We start from the raw sequence: 16,099 nt of genomic DNA on the forward strand, positions 1-16,099 counted from the left end.
CCGGACCCTCCCCGAATTCGCACAAACCCGCCATGTGAGCGCCGTACGATCCCGTTCCTACCGTCAGTAACCCCTTTCAGAGGGTTCAGCCGGTTGAGCGCCTCGGCGTGCGAGGCACGTACGTCATGCAGCAAGCAGTTCTTCGCTGCACGCCCCAGGAGCCGCCCGTGTCCACTGCCTACCCCTCCTCCGCCTACGGCGACGCGTACGGAGGGCCGGTCCTGGTCGAGCCAGAGGTGCGACGCATGGACGGGGCGGTACGGGAGGCCTCCGTACCGCCGCTGGCCCCGCCGTGGACGCACGGGTCGCTCGCCGACCTGCCCTTCGACAACGCGAACACGCACCCGGACGCCGTGGTGCTCAGCCGCAAGGACGCCGACGGGCACTGGCGCGACGTCACGGCGACGCGGTTCGCCGACCAGGTGAGAGCCGTGGCGAAGGGCCTGATCGCCGAGGGCCTGATGCCGGGCGACCGGGTCGCCGTGATGGCCCGCACCATCTACGCGTGGACGGTCCTGGACTTCGCCGCCTGGGCGGCCGGACTGGTCACCGTCCCCGTCTACCCCACCTCCTCCGTCTTCCAGGCCCGCTGGATCCTCCAGGACTCCGGAGCGGTCGCCCTGGTCACCGAGACCGCCGCGCAGGCCGCCGCCCTCGGCCCCGAGCGCGAACGCCTGCCCGACCTCAAGCACCTGTGGGTCGTCGAGAAGGGCCACGTGGACCGGCTCACCGAAACCGGTGCGCACCTGCCCGACCAGGAGGTCGAGGTGCGGCGCGGCATGCTCGCCCCCGACACCATCGCCACCCTCGTCTACACCTCGGGCACCACCGGCCGCCCCAAGGGCTGCGCGCTCACCCACGGCAACTTCTTCGCCGAGGTCGACAACGCCATCGAGCTGCTCTACCCCGTCTTCCGGGCGAAGACCAGCGAAGAGGCCTCGGTCCTGCTGTTCCTGCCGATGTCCCACGTCTTCGGCCGCATGGTGGCGGTCGCCTGCATCCGCGCCCGCGTCCGGCTCGGCCACGCCCCCAGCATCAAGGCCGATCGACTGCTCCCCGACCTGGCCGGCTTCCGGCCGACCTGCCTGATCGCCATCCCGTACATGCTGGAGAAGGTCTTCAACTCGGCCCGTGCCAAGGCCGAGGCGGGCGGCCGGGCCTCCTCGTTCGACCGCGCGGCCGGGGTGGCGCAGCGCTACGGAGAGGCCTTGGCGGCCCAGCAGACGGGCACCGGCCCCGGCCCCTCCCGCGCCCTCAAGACCGCCCGGGCCTTCTACGACCCCCTGGTCTACCGCCGCATCCGCAACGCCATGGGCGGCAGGGTCCGCTACGCCATCTGCGGCGGCTCCCCGCTCGGCAGCCGCCTGGCCGCGTTCTACGCCGGTGCCGGCATCGAGATCTTCGAGGGCTACGGCCTGACCGAGACCACCGGCGCGAGCACCGTCACCCCGCCGCTGAAACCCCGGCTGGGCACCGTCGGCTGGCCGCTGCCCGGCACCCGCGTCCGTATCGCCGCGGACGGGGAGATCCTCGTCGGCGGTGACCACGTGCTGCGCGGCTACTGGGACCCGCAGGCCGGCGGCGTCGTCCCCGCCGCCCCCGACGGCTGGCTCGCCACCGGCGACCTCGGCGAACTGGACGACGAGGGGTACCTGACGATCACCGGCCGCAAGAAGGAGATGCTCATCACCGCGGGCGGCAAGTCCGTCGCCCCGGCACCGCTGGAGAACTGGCTGCGCTCACACCCGCTGATCTCCCAGTGCCTCGTCCTGGGCGACGGCCGCCCCTTCGTCTCGGCGCTGATCACCCTCGACCCGGACGGCATCACGCACTGGCGCCAGATGAACGGCAAACACCCCGTCCCCGCCACGCTCCTCGTCGACGACGAGGAACTGCGCGCCGTCCTCCAGCGCGCCGTCGACGAGGCCAACAAGATGGTCTCCCGCCCGGAGTCCATCCGCCGCTTCGTCATCCTCCCCGAGGACTTCACCGAGGAGGCGGGTCATCTGACCCCGTCGATGAAGCTCCGCCGCGAGGCCGTGCTGCGCGCGTTCGCCACCGAAGTGGAGGGTCTGTACACGCAGTGAGGCACCTTTGCGATCTCTTCACACGTGGTTCTTGACGACGCACGGCGTCTGCCCGTTGGCTTTCGACCACCTCGTCACGATGCTCCCCCCATCGGAAGGCACCACCAGTGATAGCGCGCAACCCCCGTCAGGCCGCCGTGCGGCACGTCTCCATGGCCCTGGCGGTCTCCGTATCGGCCCTGGCCCTCACCGCCTGCGGCGACGGCGGGAGTGACGACACCGCCGTGAAGAAGGGCAACGACATCACGGTGGGTCTGCTGCTGCCCGACCGGGACACGGCACGCTTCGAGAAGTTCGACTACCCGCTGATCCGGGAGGAGGTCGCGTCCCTCACGGAGAACAAGGGCAAGGTCCGCTACGCCAACGCCGAGGCCAGCGTCACCAGACAGAGCGAGCAGTTCCAGAAGATGATCGCCGACAAGGTGGACGTCATCCTCGTCGACGCGCTGAACTCCAAGACCATCGCCACGGACGTGCAGAAGGCCAAGGACGCCGGCATCCCGGTCATCGCCTACGACCGGCTCGCCGAGGGCCCGATCGACGCCTACGTCTCCCACGACAACGAACTCGTCGGCCAGGTGCAGGGCCGCGCCATCGTCGGGGAACTCGGCGACAAGGCCGAGAAGAGCAAGGTCGTCATGATGAACGGCGACCCCGGCGACCCGAACACGGCACGGTTCAAGGACGGCGCGCTGAGCGAGCTCCAGGGCCAGGTGAACATCGTCAAGGAGTACGACACCAAGGAGTGGAAGCCCGCGATCGCCAAGGCCAACATGAAGAAGGCGATCCAGTCCGTCGGACTGAACGACATCGCCGCCGTCTACTCGGCCAACGACGGCATGGCGGGCGCCGTCATCGAGGCGATGCGGGAGGCCGGAGCCACCAAGATGCCGCCGGTGACCGGGCAGGACGCCAACCTCGACGCGGTGCAGCGGATCGTGTCCGGCGAGCAGTACATGACCGTCTACAAGTCGTTCCTGCTGGAGGCGACGAACGCCGCGAAGATCGCGGTGGCCAAGGTGCAGGGCCGTTCCATCGAGTTCGCCGCGCTGACCCGGGAGACGGTCGACAGCCCGACGGCGAAGAACATCCCGGCGATGCTGGTGCCGGTGGTGGCCCTCACCAAGGACAACATCAAGGACACGGTGATCACCGACGGTGTGTACACCGTCAAGGACATCTGCACGTCCGAGTACAAGGCGGACTGCGCGGCCATCGGCCTCGACTAGGGGACGCGCTCGGTGCCGGCAGCGTGGGCCCTGGGGCTCCGGCCGGCGGAGTGGGTGTCCGCACGGGTCTTGACTTCGCAAGGCCCCCGCGCGACATTCCCCACTCCTTTCGCGTTCTCGTCGGGCTGGAGCGGCCATGACCACTCGTACGGACACCGCAGGAACCGCCGAAGGCCCGTCCCGAAGACGACTGCTGGCCGGGGCCGCCGGCGCCGGCCTCGCGGTCGCCGCGGGCGTCCAACAGGGCGCCCGGGCGGCCGACTTACCCCCGCTCGGCACCTACGACGTCGTCGTCATCGGCTCCGGCGCCGCGGGCATGACCGCCGCGCTGACCGCGGCACGCCAGGGCCTGAGCTGCGTCGTCGTGGAGAAGGCGCCGACCTTCGGCGGTTCGGCCGCCCGCTCCGGCGCCGGGATCTGGGTCCCCAACAACTCCGTGATCCTCGCGGCCGGGGTCCCGGACACGCCCGCGAAGGCCGCCGCCTACCTCGCCGCGGTCGTCGGCCCGGAGGTCCCCGCCGACCGGCAGCGGGCCTTCCTCACCCACGGCCCGGCGGCCATCTCCTTCGTCATGGCCAACAGCCCGCTCCGGTTCCGCTGGATGGAGGGCTACAGCGACTACTACCCCGAGCTGCCCGGAGGCCTGCCGAACGGCCGCTCCATCGAGCCGGACCAGTTCGACGGCAACCTCCTGGGCGCCGAGTTGGCGCATCTGAACCCGCCGTACATGGACGTCCCCGCCGGCATGGTCGTCTTCAGCGCCGACTACAAGTGGGTCGCCCTGGCCGCCGTGAACGCCCGGGGCGCGGCCGTCGCGGCCCAGTGCCTCGCCCGCGGAGTGAAGGCGGCGACACTCGGCCAGAAACCCCTGACGATGGGCCAGGCGCTGGCGGCGGGCCTGCGGGCGGGTCTGCGATCGGCGGGGGTCCCGGTCTGGCTGAACACGCCCCTGACGGACCTGCACGTCGAGAACGGCACGGTCACGGGAGCCGTCGTCACCCGCGACGGCGCCCCCGGCCTGGTCCGCGCCCGCCGGGGCGTGATCGTCGGCTCGGGCGGCTTCGAGCACAACGCGGCGATGCGGAAACGCTTTCAGCGCCAGCCCATCGGAACGGAGTGGACCGTCGGGGCGAAGGAGAACACCGGCGACGGCATCCGGGCGGGGGAGCGGCTGGGCGCGGCGCTCGACCTGATGGAGGACGCGTGGTGGGGGCCGGCGATCCCGATCCCCGGCCGGCCGTACTTCTGCCTCGCCGAACGCACCCTGCCCGGCGGGCTGCTGGTGAACGGCTCGGGCCGGCGCTTCGTCAACGAGGCCGCGCCCTACAGCGACGTCGTGCACACCATGTACGACGTCCACGACACCGACCCGGCCATCCCGTGCTGGCTGATCACCGACCAGAATTACCGCAACCGGTACCTCTTCAAGGACGTCCTGCCGACGCTGCCCTTCCCCGACTCCTGGTACGACTCCGGGGCGGCGCACAAGGAGTGGACCCTGGACGCGCTGGCCGCCTCCATCGGCGTCCCCGCAGCGGCCCTGCGCACCAGCGTGAACCGCTTCAACGCCCAGGCACGACAGGGCGAGGACCCCGACTTCCACCGGGGCGACAGCGCCTACGACCACTACTACACCGACCCGTCGGTCCACCCCAACCCCTGCCTGGCGCCCCTCTGGCTCCCCCCGTACCACGCCTTCCGCATCGTTCCCGGCGACCTCGGCACGAAGGGCGGCCTCCGCACGGACGCCCGGGCCCGGGTCCTGCGCGGGGACGGCTCGGTCATCCCCGGCCTGTACGCGGCGGGAAACGCCAGCGCGGCCGTCATGGGCCACAGCTACGCGGGCGCGGGCTCGACGATCGGCCCGGCGATGACCTTCGGGTACATCGCGGGGAGGGATGCGGCGGGGGTGTCGTAGGGCGGCGTTCCGGTTGGTGCCGGTTGGCGCCGGGGGCCTCCGGCCCGGGTGCGAGGTCCGGTGACGCGTCCTCGCGGAAGCCCTCAGGCAGCCGCCTCAGGCGGCTTGCGGGCCACGAGGGACGCCTGGGCGACCGGTTCGCCGCCTGCCGCGTCCGGTTCGCGCACCGTCCGGGCGCGGAGGGTGAAACCGGCCGCTTGCAGCAGGGCGGCGACGGGCTCCGGCCGGCGCCGCAGGAAGGTCAGGGACACGTCGTGGCCGAACGCTCCCTCGTAGCGCCGGTGTTCGTCACCGAACTGGAAGCCGAGGAGCAGATGCCCGCCGGGGCGCAGCACGCGGTGGAAACCGGCGAAGAGCGCGGGCAGGTGCTCCTCGGGTGTGTGGATGATCGAGTACCAGGAGACGACACCGTCGAGCGAGGAGTCCGGCAGGTCGAGCTCCAGCATCGAGCCCCGCACGAACCTCAGGTCCGGGTTCTCGCGGCGGGCGATCGCGAGCATCGACTCCGACAGGTCCAGCCCGAACACCGACAGCCCCTGCGACGCCAGGTACGCCGTCACCCGCCCGGGCCCGCATCCCAGGTCGGCGACCTCGCCCCCCTCACCCACCAGCCCCGCGAAACCGTGGAGCACGCCCCGGTCCAAGGGCGTCCCCGGGCGCAGATCCTGGAAGTGGGCGGCGTAGTCCTCGGCGAGGGCGTCGTAGAACACGCGGGTCTCGGTCACGAAGTCAGGGGCGTCGGTCATGGCCGGAGACCCTAGCGCGGTGCTCGTACCGGCCGGGCGCCCGTCGGCCACCTTCGAACCTCGGCAGTCCGACCGGCCCTCGGGCCCGTGTCCGCCCGCCTACTCCTCGCTCTGCTTCCCGCCCCCCTGGTCCCCCCGTGTCCGGGCCGCGCCGATGCCCGCGCCCGCTCCGATCGCCGTGCCGAAACCGAGGCCCAGGGCCAGGCCCAGGGCGAGGTTGTCGAAGACGGTCATGCCGAGCACGAGCCCTATGGCCGCGCCGAGGGACAGGCCGGACGACAGGCCTGTGGCCAGGGCCTTGTCGGCGGGTATGCCGCCGACCTCCCCGCTGTTCTCCGGTTCTTTCCGCATCCGCCCATCGTCCCACGGCCGGAATACGCCGGGAATTCACCGGCCGGCCGGGCCGGGAAAGGGCAGGAGCCCCGTCGCCTTACGGCGCGGGGCTCCTTGGGTACTACAAATCAGACCGGCGTGACGTTCTCAGCCTGCGGGCCCTTCGGACCCTGCGTGACGTCGAAAGACACCTGCTGGTTCTCCTCGAGGGACCGGAATCCGGTCGCGTTGATCGCGGAGTAGTGGACGAAGACGTCGGGGCCGCCGCCCTCTTGGGCGATGAAACCAAAGCCCTTTTCGGCGTTGAACCACTTAACGGTTCCGGTAGCCATAAGCCCTCCTTGGGCCCAAAAGGGTTGCCCTGCTCCAGAACCAGCAAGTGTGAAGATGAATTCCGCACAAGTGCATATGTCTGTGAATGACGAGAGCCCGCGGTCACATGCTCCGCAGGCTCTGTACTGCAAGGGAAACCAAACTGCAACTTGCGATGAGCCTAGCACGCAGGCACCGGAATGCAATAGGGGTCAAGATCACGTCACCCGAATGTTTGAACAAGCCACGGCCGACTGGCGGTAGGGGGCGCCCCCGGCAGGTCACGCCCCGGTGGCGGGGTCGCGCGCCGGTCCGTACGCCGTGAGGGCTAGCCTCACGATGTGGACAATCCTCGCACCCGGCCGCGCGTCGGCCACATCCAGTTCCTGAACTGCCTGCCCCTGTACTGGGGGCTCGCGAGAACAGGCACGCTCCTCGACTTCGAGCTCTCCAAGGACACCCCGGAGAAGCTCAGCGAGAAGCTGGTGCAGGGCGAACTCGACATCGGTCCGATCACCCTCGTCGAGTTCCTCCGGCACGCGGACGACCTGGTCGCCTTCCCCGACATCGCCGTCGGCTGCGACGGGCCGGTGATGTCCTGCGTGATCGTCTCGCAGGTCCCCCTGGACCGGCTGGACGGCGCCCGCGTCGCCCTCGGGTCGACCTCCCGCACCTCCGTCCGCCTCGCCCAGCTGCTCCTCGCCGAGCGCTACGGCGTCCAGCCGGACTACTACACCTGCCCGCCCGACCTCAGCCTGATGATGCAGGAGGCCGACGCCGCCGTCCTCATCGGTGACGCGGCGCTGCGCGCGAACATGCTCGACGGGCCGCGCTTCGGCCTGACCGTGCACGACCTGGGCGCGCTGTGGAAGGAGTGGACGGGCCTGCCGTTCGTCTTCGCGGTCTGGGCGGCCCGCCGCGACTACCTGGAGCGTGAGCCCGTCATCACCCGCCGGGTGCACCAGGCCTTCCTCGACTCCCGCAACCTCTCCCTGGAGGAGGTCGGCAAGGTCGCCGAGCAGGCCGCCCGCTGGGAGGCCTTCGACGAGGAGACCCTCGCCCGCTACTTCACGACCCTCGACTTCCGCTTCGGCGACCCGCAGCTGGCGGCGGTCGCCGAGTTCGCCCGGCGGGTCGGCCCGACGACCGGCTTCCCGGCGGACGTGAAGGTGGACCTGCTCCAGCCGTGAGCCGGGCGGTGCTCCCGCACTACTCTGCTGGGGAGTGCAGGCGTACCGGGACCGGAGTCGTCCCCGCCTGCCCACGGGGGAGGGGTGACGCCCATGCGGCCGCTCGACGTCGACGAACCCACCGTCGTGGGGCCCTACCGGCTGCTCGGCCGGCTGGGCTCCGGCGGCATGGGCCGGGTCTACCTGGGCCGCAGCGCCGGTGGCCGTACGGTCGCCGTGAAGATCGTGCATCCGCACTTCGCCCTGGACGAGGAGTTCCGGGCGCGTTTCCGGCGCGAGGTCGACGCCGCGCGCCGGGTGGGCGGTGCCTGGACGGCGTCCGTCCTGGACGCGGACCCGGGCGCGCGGGTGCCGTGGGTGGCCACGGCGTACGCCGCCGGTCCGTCGCTGTCGGCCGCTGTCGCCGACGGCGGGCCCCTGCCGGTCCCCACCGTACGAGCGCTGGGCGCGGGGCTCGCGGAGGCGCTGGCGGCGGTGCACGAGCTGGGGCTGGTGCACCGGGACGTGAAGCCGTCGAACGTCCTGCTGACCCTGGACGGCCCGCTGCTGATCGACTTCGGGATCGCCCGGGCCACGGACGGCACGGCGTCCCTCACGTCCACCGGTGTGTCCATCGGCTCGCCCGGCTACATGTCGCCCGAGCAGATCCTGGGCCAGGGCGTCACGGGCGCCGCCGACGTCTTCTCGCTGGGCGCGGTCCTCGCGTTCGCGGCGACCGGCCTGCCGCCCTTCCCCGGGGACTCCTCCGCCGCCCTGCTCTACAAGGTCGTCCACGAGGAGCCGGAACTCGGCCTGCTGGACGGGGAGTTGCGGGGCCTGGCAGCGGAGTGCCTCGCCAAGGACCCGGGCACGCGACCCGCCCCCGCGGAACTGGCCCGCCGGCTGGCCCCCGAGGGCGCGGCCCGGCTGGTGGCGGGCGGGTGGCTGCCGGGGGCGCTGGTGGAGCAGGTGAGCCGCAGTGCCGTGCGGCTGCTGAACCTGGAGGTGACGGGAGCGGGGGCCGGGGCGGGGACGGGGGCCGGGGGGCCTTCGGGTCCGGTCGGTTTCAGCAGCCCTTCGGTGGGCGCGTCGGAAACGGCCGGGAGCGAGGGGGTGGGGGGCGAGGGGAGGGGGGTGTTCGGCCCGCCCCCGGTGATGCCGTCGGGGGCGGCTCCTGCTGGGGTGACGCCGCCCGGGGTGATGTCGTCGGGGGCGGCTCCTGCTGGGGTGACGCCGCCTGGGGTGATGTCGTCGGGGGCGGCTCCTGCTGGGGTGACGCCGCCCGGGGTGACGCCGCCCGGGTCGGCCCCGCCCCCGGTGATGCCCCCCGCTCCCCACTTCGCCGCCGTACCCGAGCCCCGGGACGGTGACCATCCGCAGGACACCGTCCCCGCCTCCGGACGGCGGCCCGGGAGGGTCTCCGTATCCGTCGCGGCGACGTCCACGCCCGAGGGCGAGGGCGGCGGGCGAGTGCGGAGGCTGAGCTGCTCCGTGGCGCTGGCGGTCGCGGGGGCGATGGCGGCCGTGACGATCGGGTCGGTGTTCGTGTTCGACCTGCTGCCGGGGCGAGGCGGCGGCCAGGACGACTCGGACGCGGGCAGCGGGTCCGACTCGCCGCCGGCGGCGACCGCGAGCTCCGCCCCTTCCGGTACGGTGCCCGCCGCCTACCTCGGCACCTGGGAGGGCCAGGGCGTCGCCCTCGACGGCAGACTGCCCCTCGGCACGTTCCGCATCACCGTCGGACCGGCCGCTGTCGGCGAGGAGTTGGGCAAGCTCCGCCAGACCGACCAGATCGGCGGCGTCTGCGTCGACGTACTCACCCTGAAGCAGGTGACGAAGACGGAGCTCGTCGCTACGTCGGTCGGCGCGAAGACCAATCACAGCGGCTGCAACCCGGCGAAGACGACCGTCCACCTCAAGCCGGTGGGCGACGACCTCCAGTACCGCTCGGAGAGCGCGGAGTCGGGCCGCCCTCAGGCCCGGATGTCGAAGGTGCGGTAGGGACCGCCCCGCGGCTGAGCCCGACCAGCAGGCTGATCAGCAGCCCGGCCGCGGGGGTGGAGACGAGGCCGGCCGGTGCTCCTACCGCAGGGCCGCCCCCGCCGCCTTCCTCCGCTTCGGCCTCGTCGAAGCCCCGCTCATCGCCTCACCCGGGAATGACCACCGTACGCAGCTCCCCGTCGCCGAGGTGGAGCATGCCCTTGCCGGGGGCGACCTGGCCGCCGACCATGCCGCGATTGAGGCGGACACCGACGAGGTCGCCGCTGGAGGACTCCTGGGGCGAGAGCAGGATGCCGCGCCGGGCCTTCTTCGCGTCCACCTGCCAGCCCGAGAAGCCGCTGCACACGTCCTCCTCGTCACCGGCGATGACGAGCGCGAGGCCCCGCTCGGCGCCGCGCGAGACCAGCTTCTTCATCTGGCTCTCGGCGTCGCAGTCCTCCAGGATCTCGCCGTCGTCGATCAGGACCGCGATCGGCTCCTCCAGGGACGCCTGGTCGATGAGCTCCTCGAACTCGTCCTCGTCGATGTCGTCACCGGTGAAGACCTTCAGCACGCCGTCCGTGCCGTCGAGCCGGCGCAGCGGGGACTGGCGCGGGGCCGCGATGACCAGCCGGGTTCCCTGGGAGAGGAACGAGTGGGCGAAGTTCAGCAGGACCGTCGAGCGGCCCGACTTGGCCGGGCCCGCGATGACGAACGCCGGCACGCCCTCCGCCAGATCGGGGCCGAAGCCGACGATCTCGTCGCCGCCGATGCCGACCAGACCGAACAGCCGTGAACGGGACGCCTCCGGATCGCGCATCTCCCACGCCTCCGGGAAGGAGATGCGGCTGGGCAGGCTGTCGACCCGGAAAGGGCGACGCGAGCGCGGGACGGAGGCGTCGCGGGCCGCGGCCGCCTCGCCGATGGCCGCCAGCGCCGCCGCCTGACCCTGACCGGTCGTGTCCTGCGCGAGCAGCGCGAACTGCGTCTCCGTACCGAACTCGTTGCGGAACGCACGCCCCGGCGGAATCTCCTCCGGCACCTTCCGCGCCGGGATCCCCAGCGCCGAGAAGTCGCTGCGGTCGGCGAGCCGCAGACCGTACTTGTCCTCGGTGAGCGTCGCGATCCGGCCCACGAGCAGCGTCCGATCACCCGTCAGGACCAGGTGGATACCGACACTCGCACCCTCGCGCATCATCGTCTGCAACTCGTCGGTCAGCGACCCGTGGTCGACCTCGCCGAGGGTGGGCACCCAGCCCTCCCACCGGTCCAGCAGCACCACGATGTGCGGCAGCCGCTCGTCCTCGGGGACCGACGCCCGCTGCTCGCCGATGTCCGCGAAGCCCTTGTCCGCCAGCACGTCCTGGCGGCGGCTCATCTCGCCCTTGAGCCGGTTGACCAGCCGGACCACCCGCTCCGTCTGGTTACGGCTCACGACCGCACCGCAGTGCGGCAGCCGGGTCAGCGCGTTGAGCGCGCCGTTGCCGCAGTCGATGCCGTAGAGGTGCACGTCGGCGATGGAATGCGTACGGGCGATGGAACCGGCGAGGGTGCGCAGCACCTGGGAGCGGCCGCTGCGCGGGGCGCCGCCGATCATCAGATGCCCGAAGGAGGAGAAGTCCACGGCGACCGGGCGGCGCGACTGGCTCGCGGGCAGGTCCTCGATGCCGTACGGCGCCGGCGGCAGCTTGCCGGGGCCGCCGGCGAACGCGGGCAGCTCCACGTCGTCCAGCAGCAGCGTCTCGTCCAGGGCGGGCAGCCACGGGCTGTGCTGCGGCGGGATACCGAGGGAGCTGTTGGCGTCGCGGATGGTGTCGACGAGCACCTTCAGGTCGGTGATCTCCTCGTCCTCACGGGACTCGGCCTTCGGCTTGACCAGCGCCGCCCGGCCCAGGTCCTCCCAGGTCAGAGGGCCCACCCAGGGCATCAGCACGGCAGGGTCGGCCGCCCCGGGCCGGCGGCCACCGACCCGGCCGGACTGGAAGGGCACCAGGGAGGCGTGCCCGAGCCGGGCGTACGCGCGACCCGGGGTGTTCTTGGAGATGTGCCCGGCCTCGGGCGAGTCGATGACGTCCGACGACTCGCCGCCGTCCGTCACCCGCAGCGCGATACGGAGGTTGGTGTTGGCGCGGATCTCGGGAGACACGACACCGGACGGCCGCTGCGTCGCCAGCAGCAGGTGGATACCGAGGGAACGGCCACGCTGGGCGATGTTCACGAGTCCCGTGACGAAGTCCGGCAGGTCACGCACCATCGACGCGAACTCGTCGATGACGATGAGCAGCCGGGGCACCGGCTGGTGCGAAGGGTCCCGGCGCACCAGGTCCTGGTAGTCCTCGATGTCCTTGGCGTCGGCGGCGGCCAGGATGTGCTCGCGCCGGTGCAGCTCCGCGCCCAGCGACTCCAGGGCGCGCTCCACCAGGTGGGCGTCGAGGTCGGTCACCATGCCGACGGTGTGCGGCAGATGCACACAGTCCTTGAACGCCGCGCCACCCTTGTAGTCGACCAGCACGAACGTCATGTTCTCGGGCGTGTTCGCCACCGCCAGCGCCGCCACGATGGTCTGCAGCAGCTCCGACTTACCCGAGCCGGTCGTACCGGCGATCAGACCGTGCGGCCCGTCCTTGCGGATGTCGAGGCCGAACGGCCCGTCGTACGACTCACCGATGACGGCCAGCGTCGACTGCCCGCCCATCCGCCAGCGGGCCACGATCGCCTCACTGGTCGGCGGCTCCAGCTGCAGCACGTCCAGCAGCCGGCTCGAACCCGGCAGCGCCGAGTCCTCGGTCTCACCGCTGATGTCCCGCAGCGGCGACAGCGACCTGGCCAGCCGCAGACACCAGGCGGCGGAGACGAAGTCGGGCCGTACGTCCTTCAGGCGCTCCGCCCCGGCCTCCTCGACACGCAGCCTCAACCGCTCGGTGCGCTCTGCCTGTTCGGGCTGCTGCGCGGTGGTGTGCCAGGCCTGGAAGGAGGGGAAACCGCCGGCGGACTGCTGCACCTGCTGGGCGGCCGGCTGGTACTCCTCGGCCTTCGGCTCGGCCACGACGTACGCCTGGCACTCGCCGGGCAGGAACCGCTCCTCGGCGTCCAGGCAGATGGCGAACATGGACACCGAAGGCCCCTCGCGCAGCAGCCGCACCACACCCGGCAGCGAGCGCAGCCGCCGCGACCCGTCCCACACGACGACGATGTCGGGGTCGCTGAAGCTCGAACCGCCCTGCGACTTGTTCTCCTCGGCGGCCTTCTTGCGCGCGTCGAGGATCTGCGTCAGCTCGCCGATGCGGGCGCCGACGGTCTCGGCGTCCGTCCCGACGAGCGCGTTGACGTCCTGTCCGCCGGACGGCCGCGCGTGCGGCAGCCAGCGCACCCAGTCCCAGGACTCCTGCGCGGCATTGTCGCTCAGCACGTAGAACTGCACGTCCATCGGGCTGTGCAGCGCCGCGGTCTGCGCGACGGCCCAGCGCCCGAGGGCACGGACGGAGTCCCCGGGCCCGGCCATGCCGACGACACCGAGGGTGCGCAGGTGCAGCGCGACCGGCGCGTCCTCGATCTTCCAGGTCACCTGGCGGCGGTGGTCGTCCTGCTCGGGGTCGTCGAGCACCACCTCGGAGGGCAACTGCCCGGTCCCGAAACGGATCAGGAGGTGGTCGCGGTCGGTGCGCCGCCGCTCCCACAGGCGGGTGCGGGGCCCGGTCCCGAGGGCGAGCACGGTCGCCGGGTCGGGGATGGCCTGCCGCCGGTCGTTCCGCTCGGCGACGAGCGCGTCCTGGGCGTCCTTCTCGATCCGCTCCTTCTGCTCCTCGTACTCCTTGACCTGCTTGGCGTGCGACTTACGCCCGTGCTTCTTGTCGTTGTAGTAGTTGGCGAAGAGCAGGACCGGGCTGAGGGCCGCCATGATCAGGTAGTACCAGCGCTGGAAGATCATCACTGCCACGAGGGCGCCGACGAGCGGCGTCAGTGCCATCAGCCAGGGCAGTGGTCTGGCCTCGTACTCACGCGGCGACGACGGCAGCCGGAAGGTCGTCTGCCGCTCGGGCGGACGCAGCCGCGGGGGCCGGTTGTAGTCGAGGCCCACGCCGTCGTCGGACCACTTGAGGGCGGCGTTCGGGGGTGTGTAGCGGGTGAGTTCGAGAAGGGTGTTGCCGACGCCGACCTGAGCGCCGAGGGGCCACTCGGTGGGGCCGTCCTTCTTCCCTCCCTTCTCCTTCTCCTTTTCCTGGTCCTTCTTCTTGCCGCGCTTCTTGCCGCTGGGCTCGTCCTTGTCCTCGTCCCCCGCGAGGGAGATGCCGTCGAGGGTGACGTGTTCCTTGTCCATGTGCACGGCGACCTGGCAGGTGCCGTCGGTGGCGACGGAGAGGGTGAGGGCCCGGGCATCGACCTCGGGATCGTCGATACGGACGTACGACGCCGCCCCGCTGCCGATGTCGTACCGCCCGACGCCGAGCCGGTGCACGAACCCGGCGGCGGGCCCGCCGACCACGCGCAGCTCGACCAGCCCGGTGGGCTCACCCGGCAGACACCCGGACGGATCCTGAAGACTGACGACGGCACCCTCGCGCAGGGGCGACCCCACGACGGTGGCGCCGGGATCGACGGCATATCCGTCCACGTACACGAGGGGTGCGTTGTTGGCCGGCGCGTGCCGGTGCTGCCCGAGCGGGATGACCTGCGCCCCGCTGTGCCCCACCTGCTTGGCCAGCTCCTGCGCGATGTCCCCCACGGTGGACTCAGGATCGGCATCGAGCACGACGTCGGCGGTGCCACCGCCGTACGGGTCGACGACGGTCAGAGTCAGGCGCACGACTTGTCCTCCCCGTGCCACTGGGCCGGTATGGCCGCTGTGGTGTCTGTCGCTGGTTGCCGCTGTGCTGACCGCTTGCTGATCGATCGCTTCAGTCACGCCAGGCGGGTCACAGCGGTACAGGGACGATATCCGCTCGGTACGACGGCGGGGCAATGGGGAGCGGCCGTGATGTTCCCGATGGCAACGTCGTACACGCTTTCATGACGGCTCGTTCACAAGCCGGGTATGGGGCACCACAGGCCACACCCGTAAGCTGCTGGCGCAAGAGCGGACGATCACACCGGTTGCCGGCTGTGACCGGCAACTCGGCTTCCGAGTCGGTGAGTCCGCAAACAGGGAAGCCACGGGGGTTGGCCCTGCGGCGTTGCGAGAGGGAGCGGCTTCATGGCCAAGGACCTTGATGTCACATATCAGGACATGCGGGATGCAGCCAAGCATGTCGTGAAGGAGAAGGAAAAGCTCCAGGAGAAGCTCGAAGGTCTGAAGAAGTACATCAACAACCTCGTCCAGGGCGGCTACGTCACGAAGAGCTCCTCGAAGGCGTTCGACGAGAACTTCGACGAGTTCGTGCGCGGCATGAAGGACACGCTGGACGGTCTGGACGGCATGGGTGACTACCTGACCATGGCTGCGGACAAGTTCGAGCAGATCGACGAGGAGCTGGCTAAGCAGGCTCGTAGCAAGTAGGCGTGAGACGCCTGCCCGGTGCGGCAGGCATGCCGAACGCACCGGGCAGGCGTCCGGCCGACGCCCGTTAGCTGTCGGGCAGGGGCTGCCGGAGCACGTACATGTGAAGATCGCTGCGGACTTCTTCCGTGTCGACGCGCAGCCAGGATCCGTCGCGGAAACGTATGAGCAGGATGCTCGTCTCGAACTCGCCGGAGAAGGGGTCGACGAGGGTCGCCTCGGAGGCGGGAAGCCGGGCGACGATCTGCATGTGCTTCTCCCGCCCCACGCTGACGCGCTTCGGCGGAGCCGCCAGGACGATCCCCTCCTGGGTCGCGAGCAGCATGCGCTCGTGGTGGGTGGAGTGGCTGTACCAACGCAGCAGGAACTGCCCGGCGTTGCCGTGCCAGTTTCCGTCGAAGACGTTGTCGAGGTCTTGTTGGGCGATGGCGGCGTCCCGGCGCTTGTCCTCTTCCTCCTTGGCGCGCCGCTGCTCCTTCTCTTCCTTCCTGTCGAGGGATCGCTTGACGGCTTCTTCCGCATCGGACAGAAGGCGCAACAGCATGAGGAGAGGTATGAACGGTGCACCGAGCACCGCGCCGATCATGCCCAGTGGAGGCAGTCTCGCCGGGCGGAGACGGGGGTTGCCTGCGGCCTGGAGTACGTCGGCGGGGGGCTGCGGGATCTTGCCGATCCAGCACCAGTCGCCGGCTTCGGCGTCGACGCCCAGGCGGTCCATTGCCACGCGCTGCGTGTCCGTAGATGTCACGTCAAGACTCTCCTCGCCAACGCGGAACGGGATTGGTGTATCGAGAGCGTATCCCGTACGGGGTGGCAGGAGGAGTGAGGGAG

General features: G+C 71.1%; 11 protein-coding genes. 6 read left to right on the forward strand and 5 right to left on the reverse strand.

The features are described 5' to 3' along the window. Window positions 1-167: 167 nt before the first annotated feature. From ACFY9S_RS08420 to kstD, 3 genes are all read left to right on the forward strand, one after another. Window positions 168-2,087, forward strand: coding sequence for an AMP-binding protein (locus ACFY9S_RS08420; RefSeq protein WP_391124451.1), 1,920 nt, complete (start codon window positions 168-170; stop codon window positions 2,085-2,087). Between the two features lie 152 nt (window positions 2,088-2,239). After that, window positions 2,240-3,316: a substrate-binding domain-containing protein gene (locus tag ACFY9S_RS08425; protein ID WP_180989423.1), complete on the forward strand. Its 1,077-nt coding sequence runs from the start codon at window positions 2,240-2,242 to the stop codon at window positions 3,314-3,316. A gap of 136 nt (window positions 3,317-3,452) precedes the next feature. Beyond that, the gene (gene kstD, locus ACFY9S_RS08430; protein WP_391124454.1) at window positions 3,453-5,234 is read left to right on the forward strand and encodes a 3-oxosteroid 1-dehydrogenase; all 1,782 of its coding nucleotides are present in this window, start codon (window positions 3,453-3,455) and stop codon (window positions 5,232-5,234) included. An 83-nt stretch (window positions 5,235-5,317) separates the two neighbouring features. Here kstD and ACFY9S_RS08435 read toward each other — a convergent pair whose 3' ends face one another. The 3 genes from ACFY9S_RS08435 to ACFY9S_RS08445 all read right to left on the reverse strand — a co-directional run bounded on the left by ACFY9S_RS08435 (window position 5,318) and on the right by ACFY9S_RS08445 (window position 6,645). Next, on the reverse strand, window positions 5,318-5,980 hold the full coding sequence (locus tag ACFY9S_RS08435; protein WP_391124457.1) for a methyltransferase domain-containing protein: 663 nt from the start codon (window positions 5,978-5,980) through the stop codon (window positions 5,318-5,320). A gap of 99 nt (window positions 5,981-6,079) precedes the next feature. Beyond that, the gene (locus tag ACFY9S_RS08440) at window positions 6,080-6,331 is read right to left on the reverse strand and encodes a hypothetical protein (RefSeq protein ID WP_391124459.1); all 252 of its coding nucleotides are present in this window, start codon (window positions 6,329-6,331) and stop codon (window positions 6,080-6,082) included. 110 nt (window positions 6,332-6,441) lie between these two features. Then, window positions 6,442-6,645, reverse strand: coding sequence for a cold-shock protein (locus tag ACFY9S_RS08445; protein WP_004984723.1), 204 nt, complete (start codon window positions 6,643-6,645; stop codon window positions 6,442-6,444). Between the two features lie 321 nt (window positions 6,646-6,966). Here ACFY9S_RS08445 and ACFY9S_RS08450 point away from each other — a divergent pair, with 321 nt between their 5' ends. Together ACFY9S_RS08450 and ACFY9S_RS08455 are read left to right on the forward strand one after the other, a co-directional pair. Further along, window positions 6,967-7,815: a menaquinone biosynthetic enzyme MqnA/MqnD family protein gene (locus tag ACFY9S_RS08450; protein WP_102913745.1), complete on the forward strand. Its 849-nt coding sequence runs from the start codon at window positions 6,967-6,969 to the stop codon at window positions 7,813-7,815. A gap of 93 nt (window positions 7,816-7,908) precedes the next feature. Then, on the forward strand, window positions 7,909-9,795 hold the full coding sequence (locus tag ACFY9S_RS08455) for a protein kinase (protein ID WP_391124462.1): 1,887 nt from the start codon (window positions 7,909-7,911) through the stop codon (window positions 9,793-9,795). 145 nt (window positions 9,796-9,940) lie between these two features. Here the strand turns inward: ACFY9S_RS08455 and ACFY9S_RS08460 are convergent, their stop codons facing one another. Continuing rightward, window positions 9,941-14,578: an FtsK/SpoIIIE domain-containing protein gene (locus ACFY9S_RS08460; RefSeq protein WP_391124464.1), complete on the reverse strand. Its 4,638-nt coding sequence runs from the start codon at window positions 14,576-14,578 to the stop codon at window positions 9,941-9,943. A gap of 387 nt (window positions 14,579-14,965) precedes the next feature. Between ACFY9S_RS08460 and ACFY9S_RS08465 the strand changes: the two genes are divergently transcribed. Next, window positions 14,966-15,268, forward strand: a complete 303-nt coding sequence (locus ACFY9S_RS08465; protein WP_033309092.1) for a WXG100 family type VII secretion target — start codon at window positions 14,966-14,968, stop codon at window positions 15,266-15,268. Window positions 15,269-15,335: 67 nt separating this feature from the next. Here the strand turns inward: ACFY9S_RS08465 and ACFY9S_RS08470 are convergent, their stop codons facing one another. Then, window positions 15,336-16,016 (reverse strand): hypothetical protein, encoded by a 681-nt coding sequence (locus ACFY9S_RS08470; RefSeq protein WP_391124467.1) that lies wholly within the window; start codon window positions 16,014-16,016, stop codon window positions 15,336-15,338. Window positions 16,017-16,099: the final 83 nt, after the last annotated feature.

It is taken from the genome of Streptomyces sp. NPDC012474 (assembly GCF_042955185.1).
Taxonomy (GTDB): Bacteria; Actinomycetota; Actinomycetes; order Streptomycetales; family Streptomycetaceae; genus Streptomyces; species Streptomyces cahuitamycinicus.

What these genes read in the sequence shown, in the direction of transcription:
- ACFY9S_RS08435 (WP_391124457.1), bottom strand. Translation starts at nt 5,980, where the DNA reads ATGACCGACGCCCCTGACTTCGTGACCGAGACCCGCGTGTTCTACGAC.
- kstD (WP_391124454.1), top strand. Translation starts at nt 3,453, where the DNA reads ATGACCACTCGTACGGACACCGCAGGAACCGCCGAAGGCCCGTCCCGA.
- ACFY9S_RS08455 (WP_391124462.1), top strand. Translation starts at nt 7,909, where the DNA reads ATGCGGCCGCTCGACGTCGACGAACCCACCGTCGTGGGGCCCTACCGG.
- ACFY9S_RS08465 (WP_033309092.1), top strand. Translation starts at nt 14,966, where the DNA reads ATGGCCAAGGACCTTGATGTCACATATCAGGACATGCGGGATGCAGCC.
- ACFY9S_RS08440 (WP_391124459.1), bottom strand. Translation starts at nt 6,331, where the DNA reads ATGCGGAAAGAACCGGAGAACAGCGGGGAGGTCGGCGGCATACCCGCC.
- ACFY9S_RS08445 (WP_004984723.1), bottom strand. Translation starts at nt 6,645, where the DNA reads ATGGCTACCGGAACCGTTAAGTGGTTCAACGCCGAAAAGGGCTTTGGT.
- ACFY9S_RS08425 (WP_180989423.1), top strand. Translation starts at nt 2,240, where the DNA reads ATGGCCCTGGCGGTCTCCGTATCGGCCCTGGCCCTCACCGCCTGCGGC.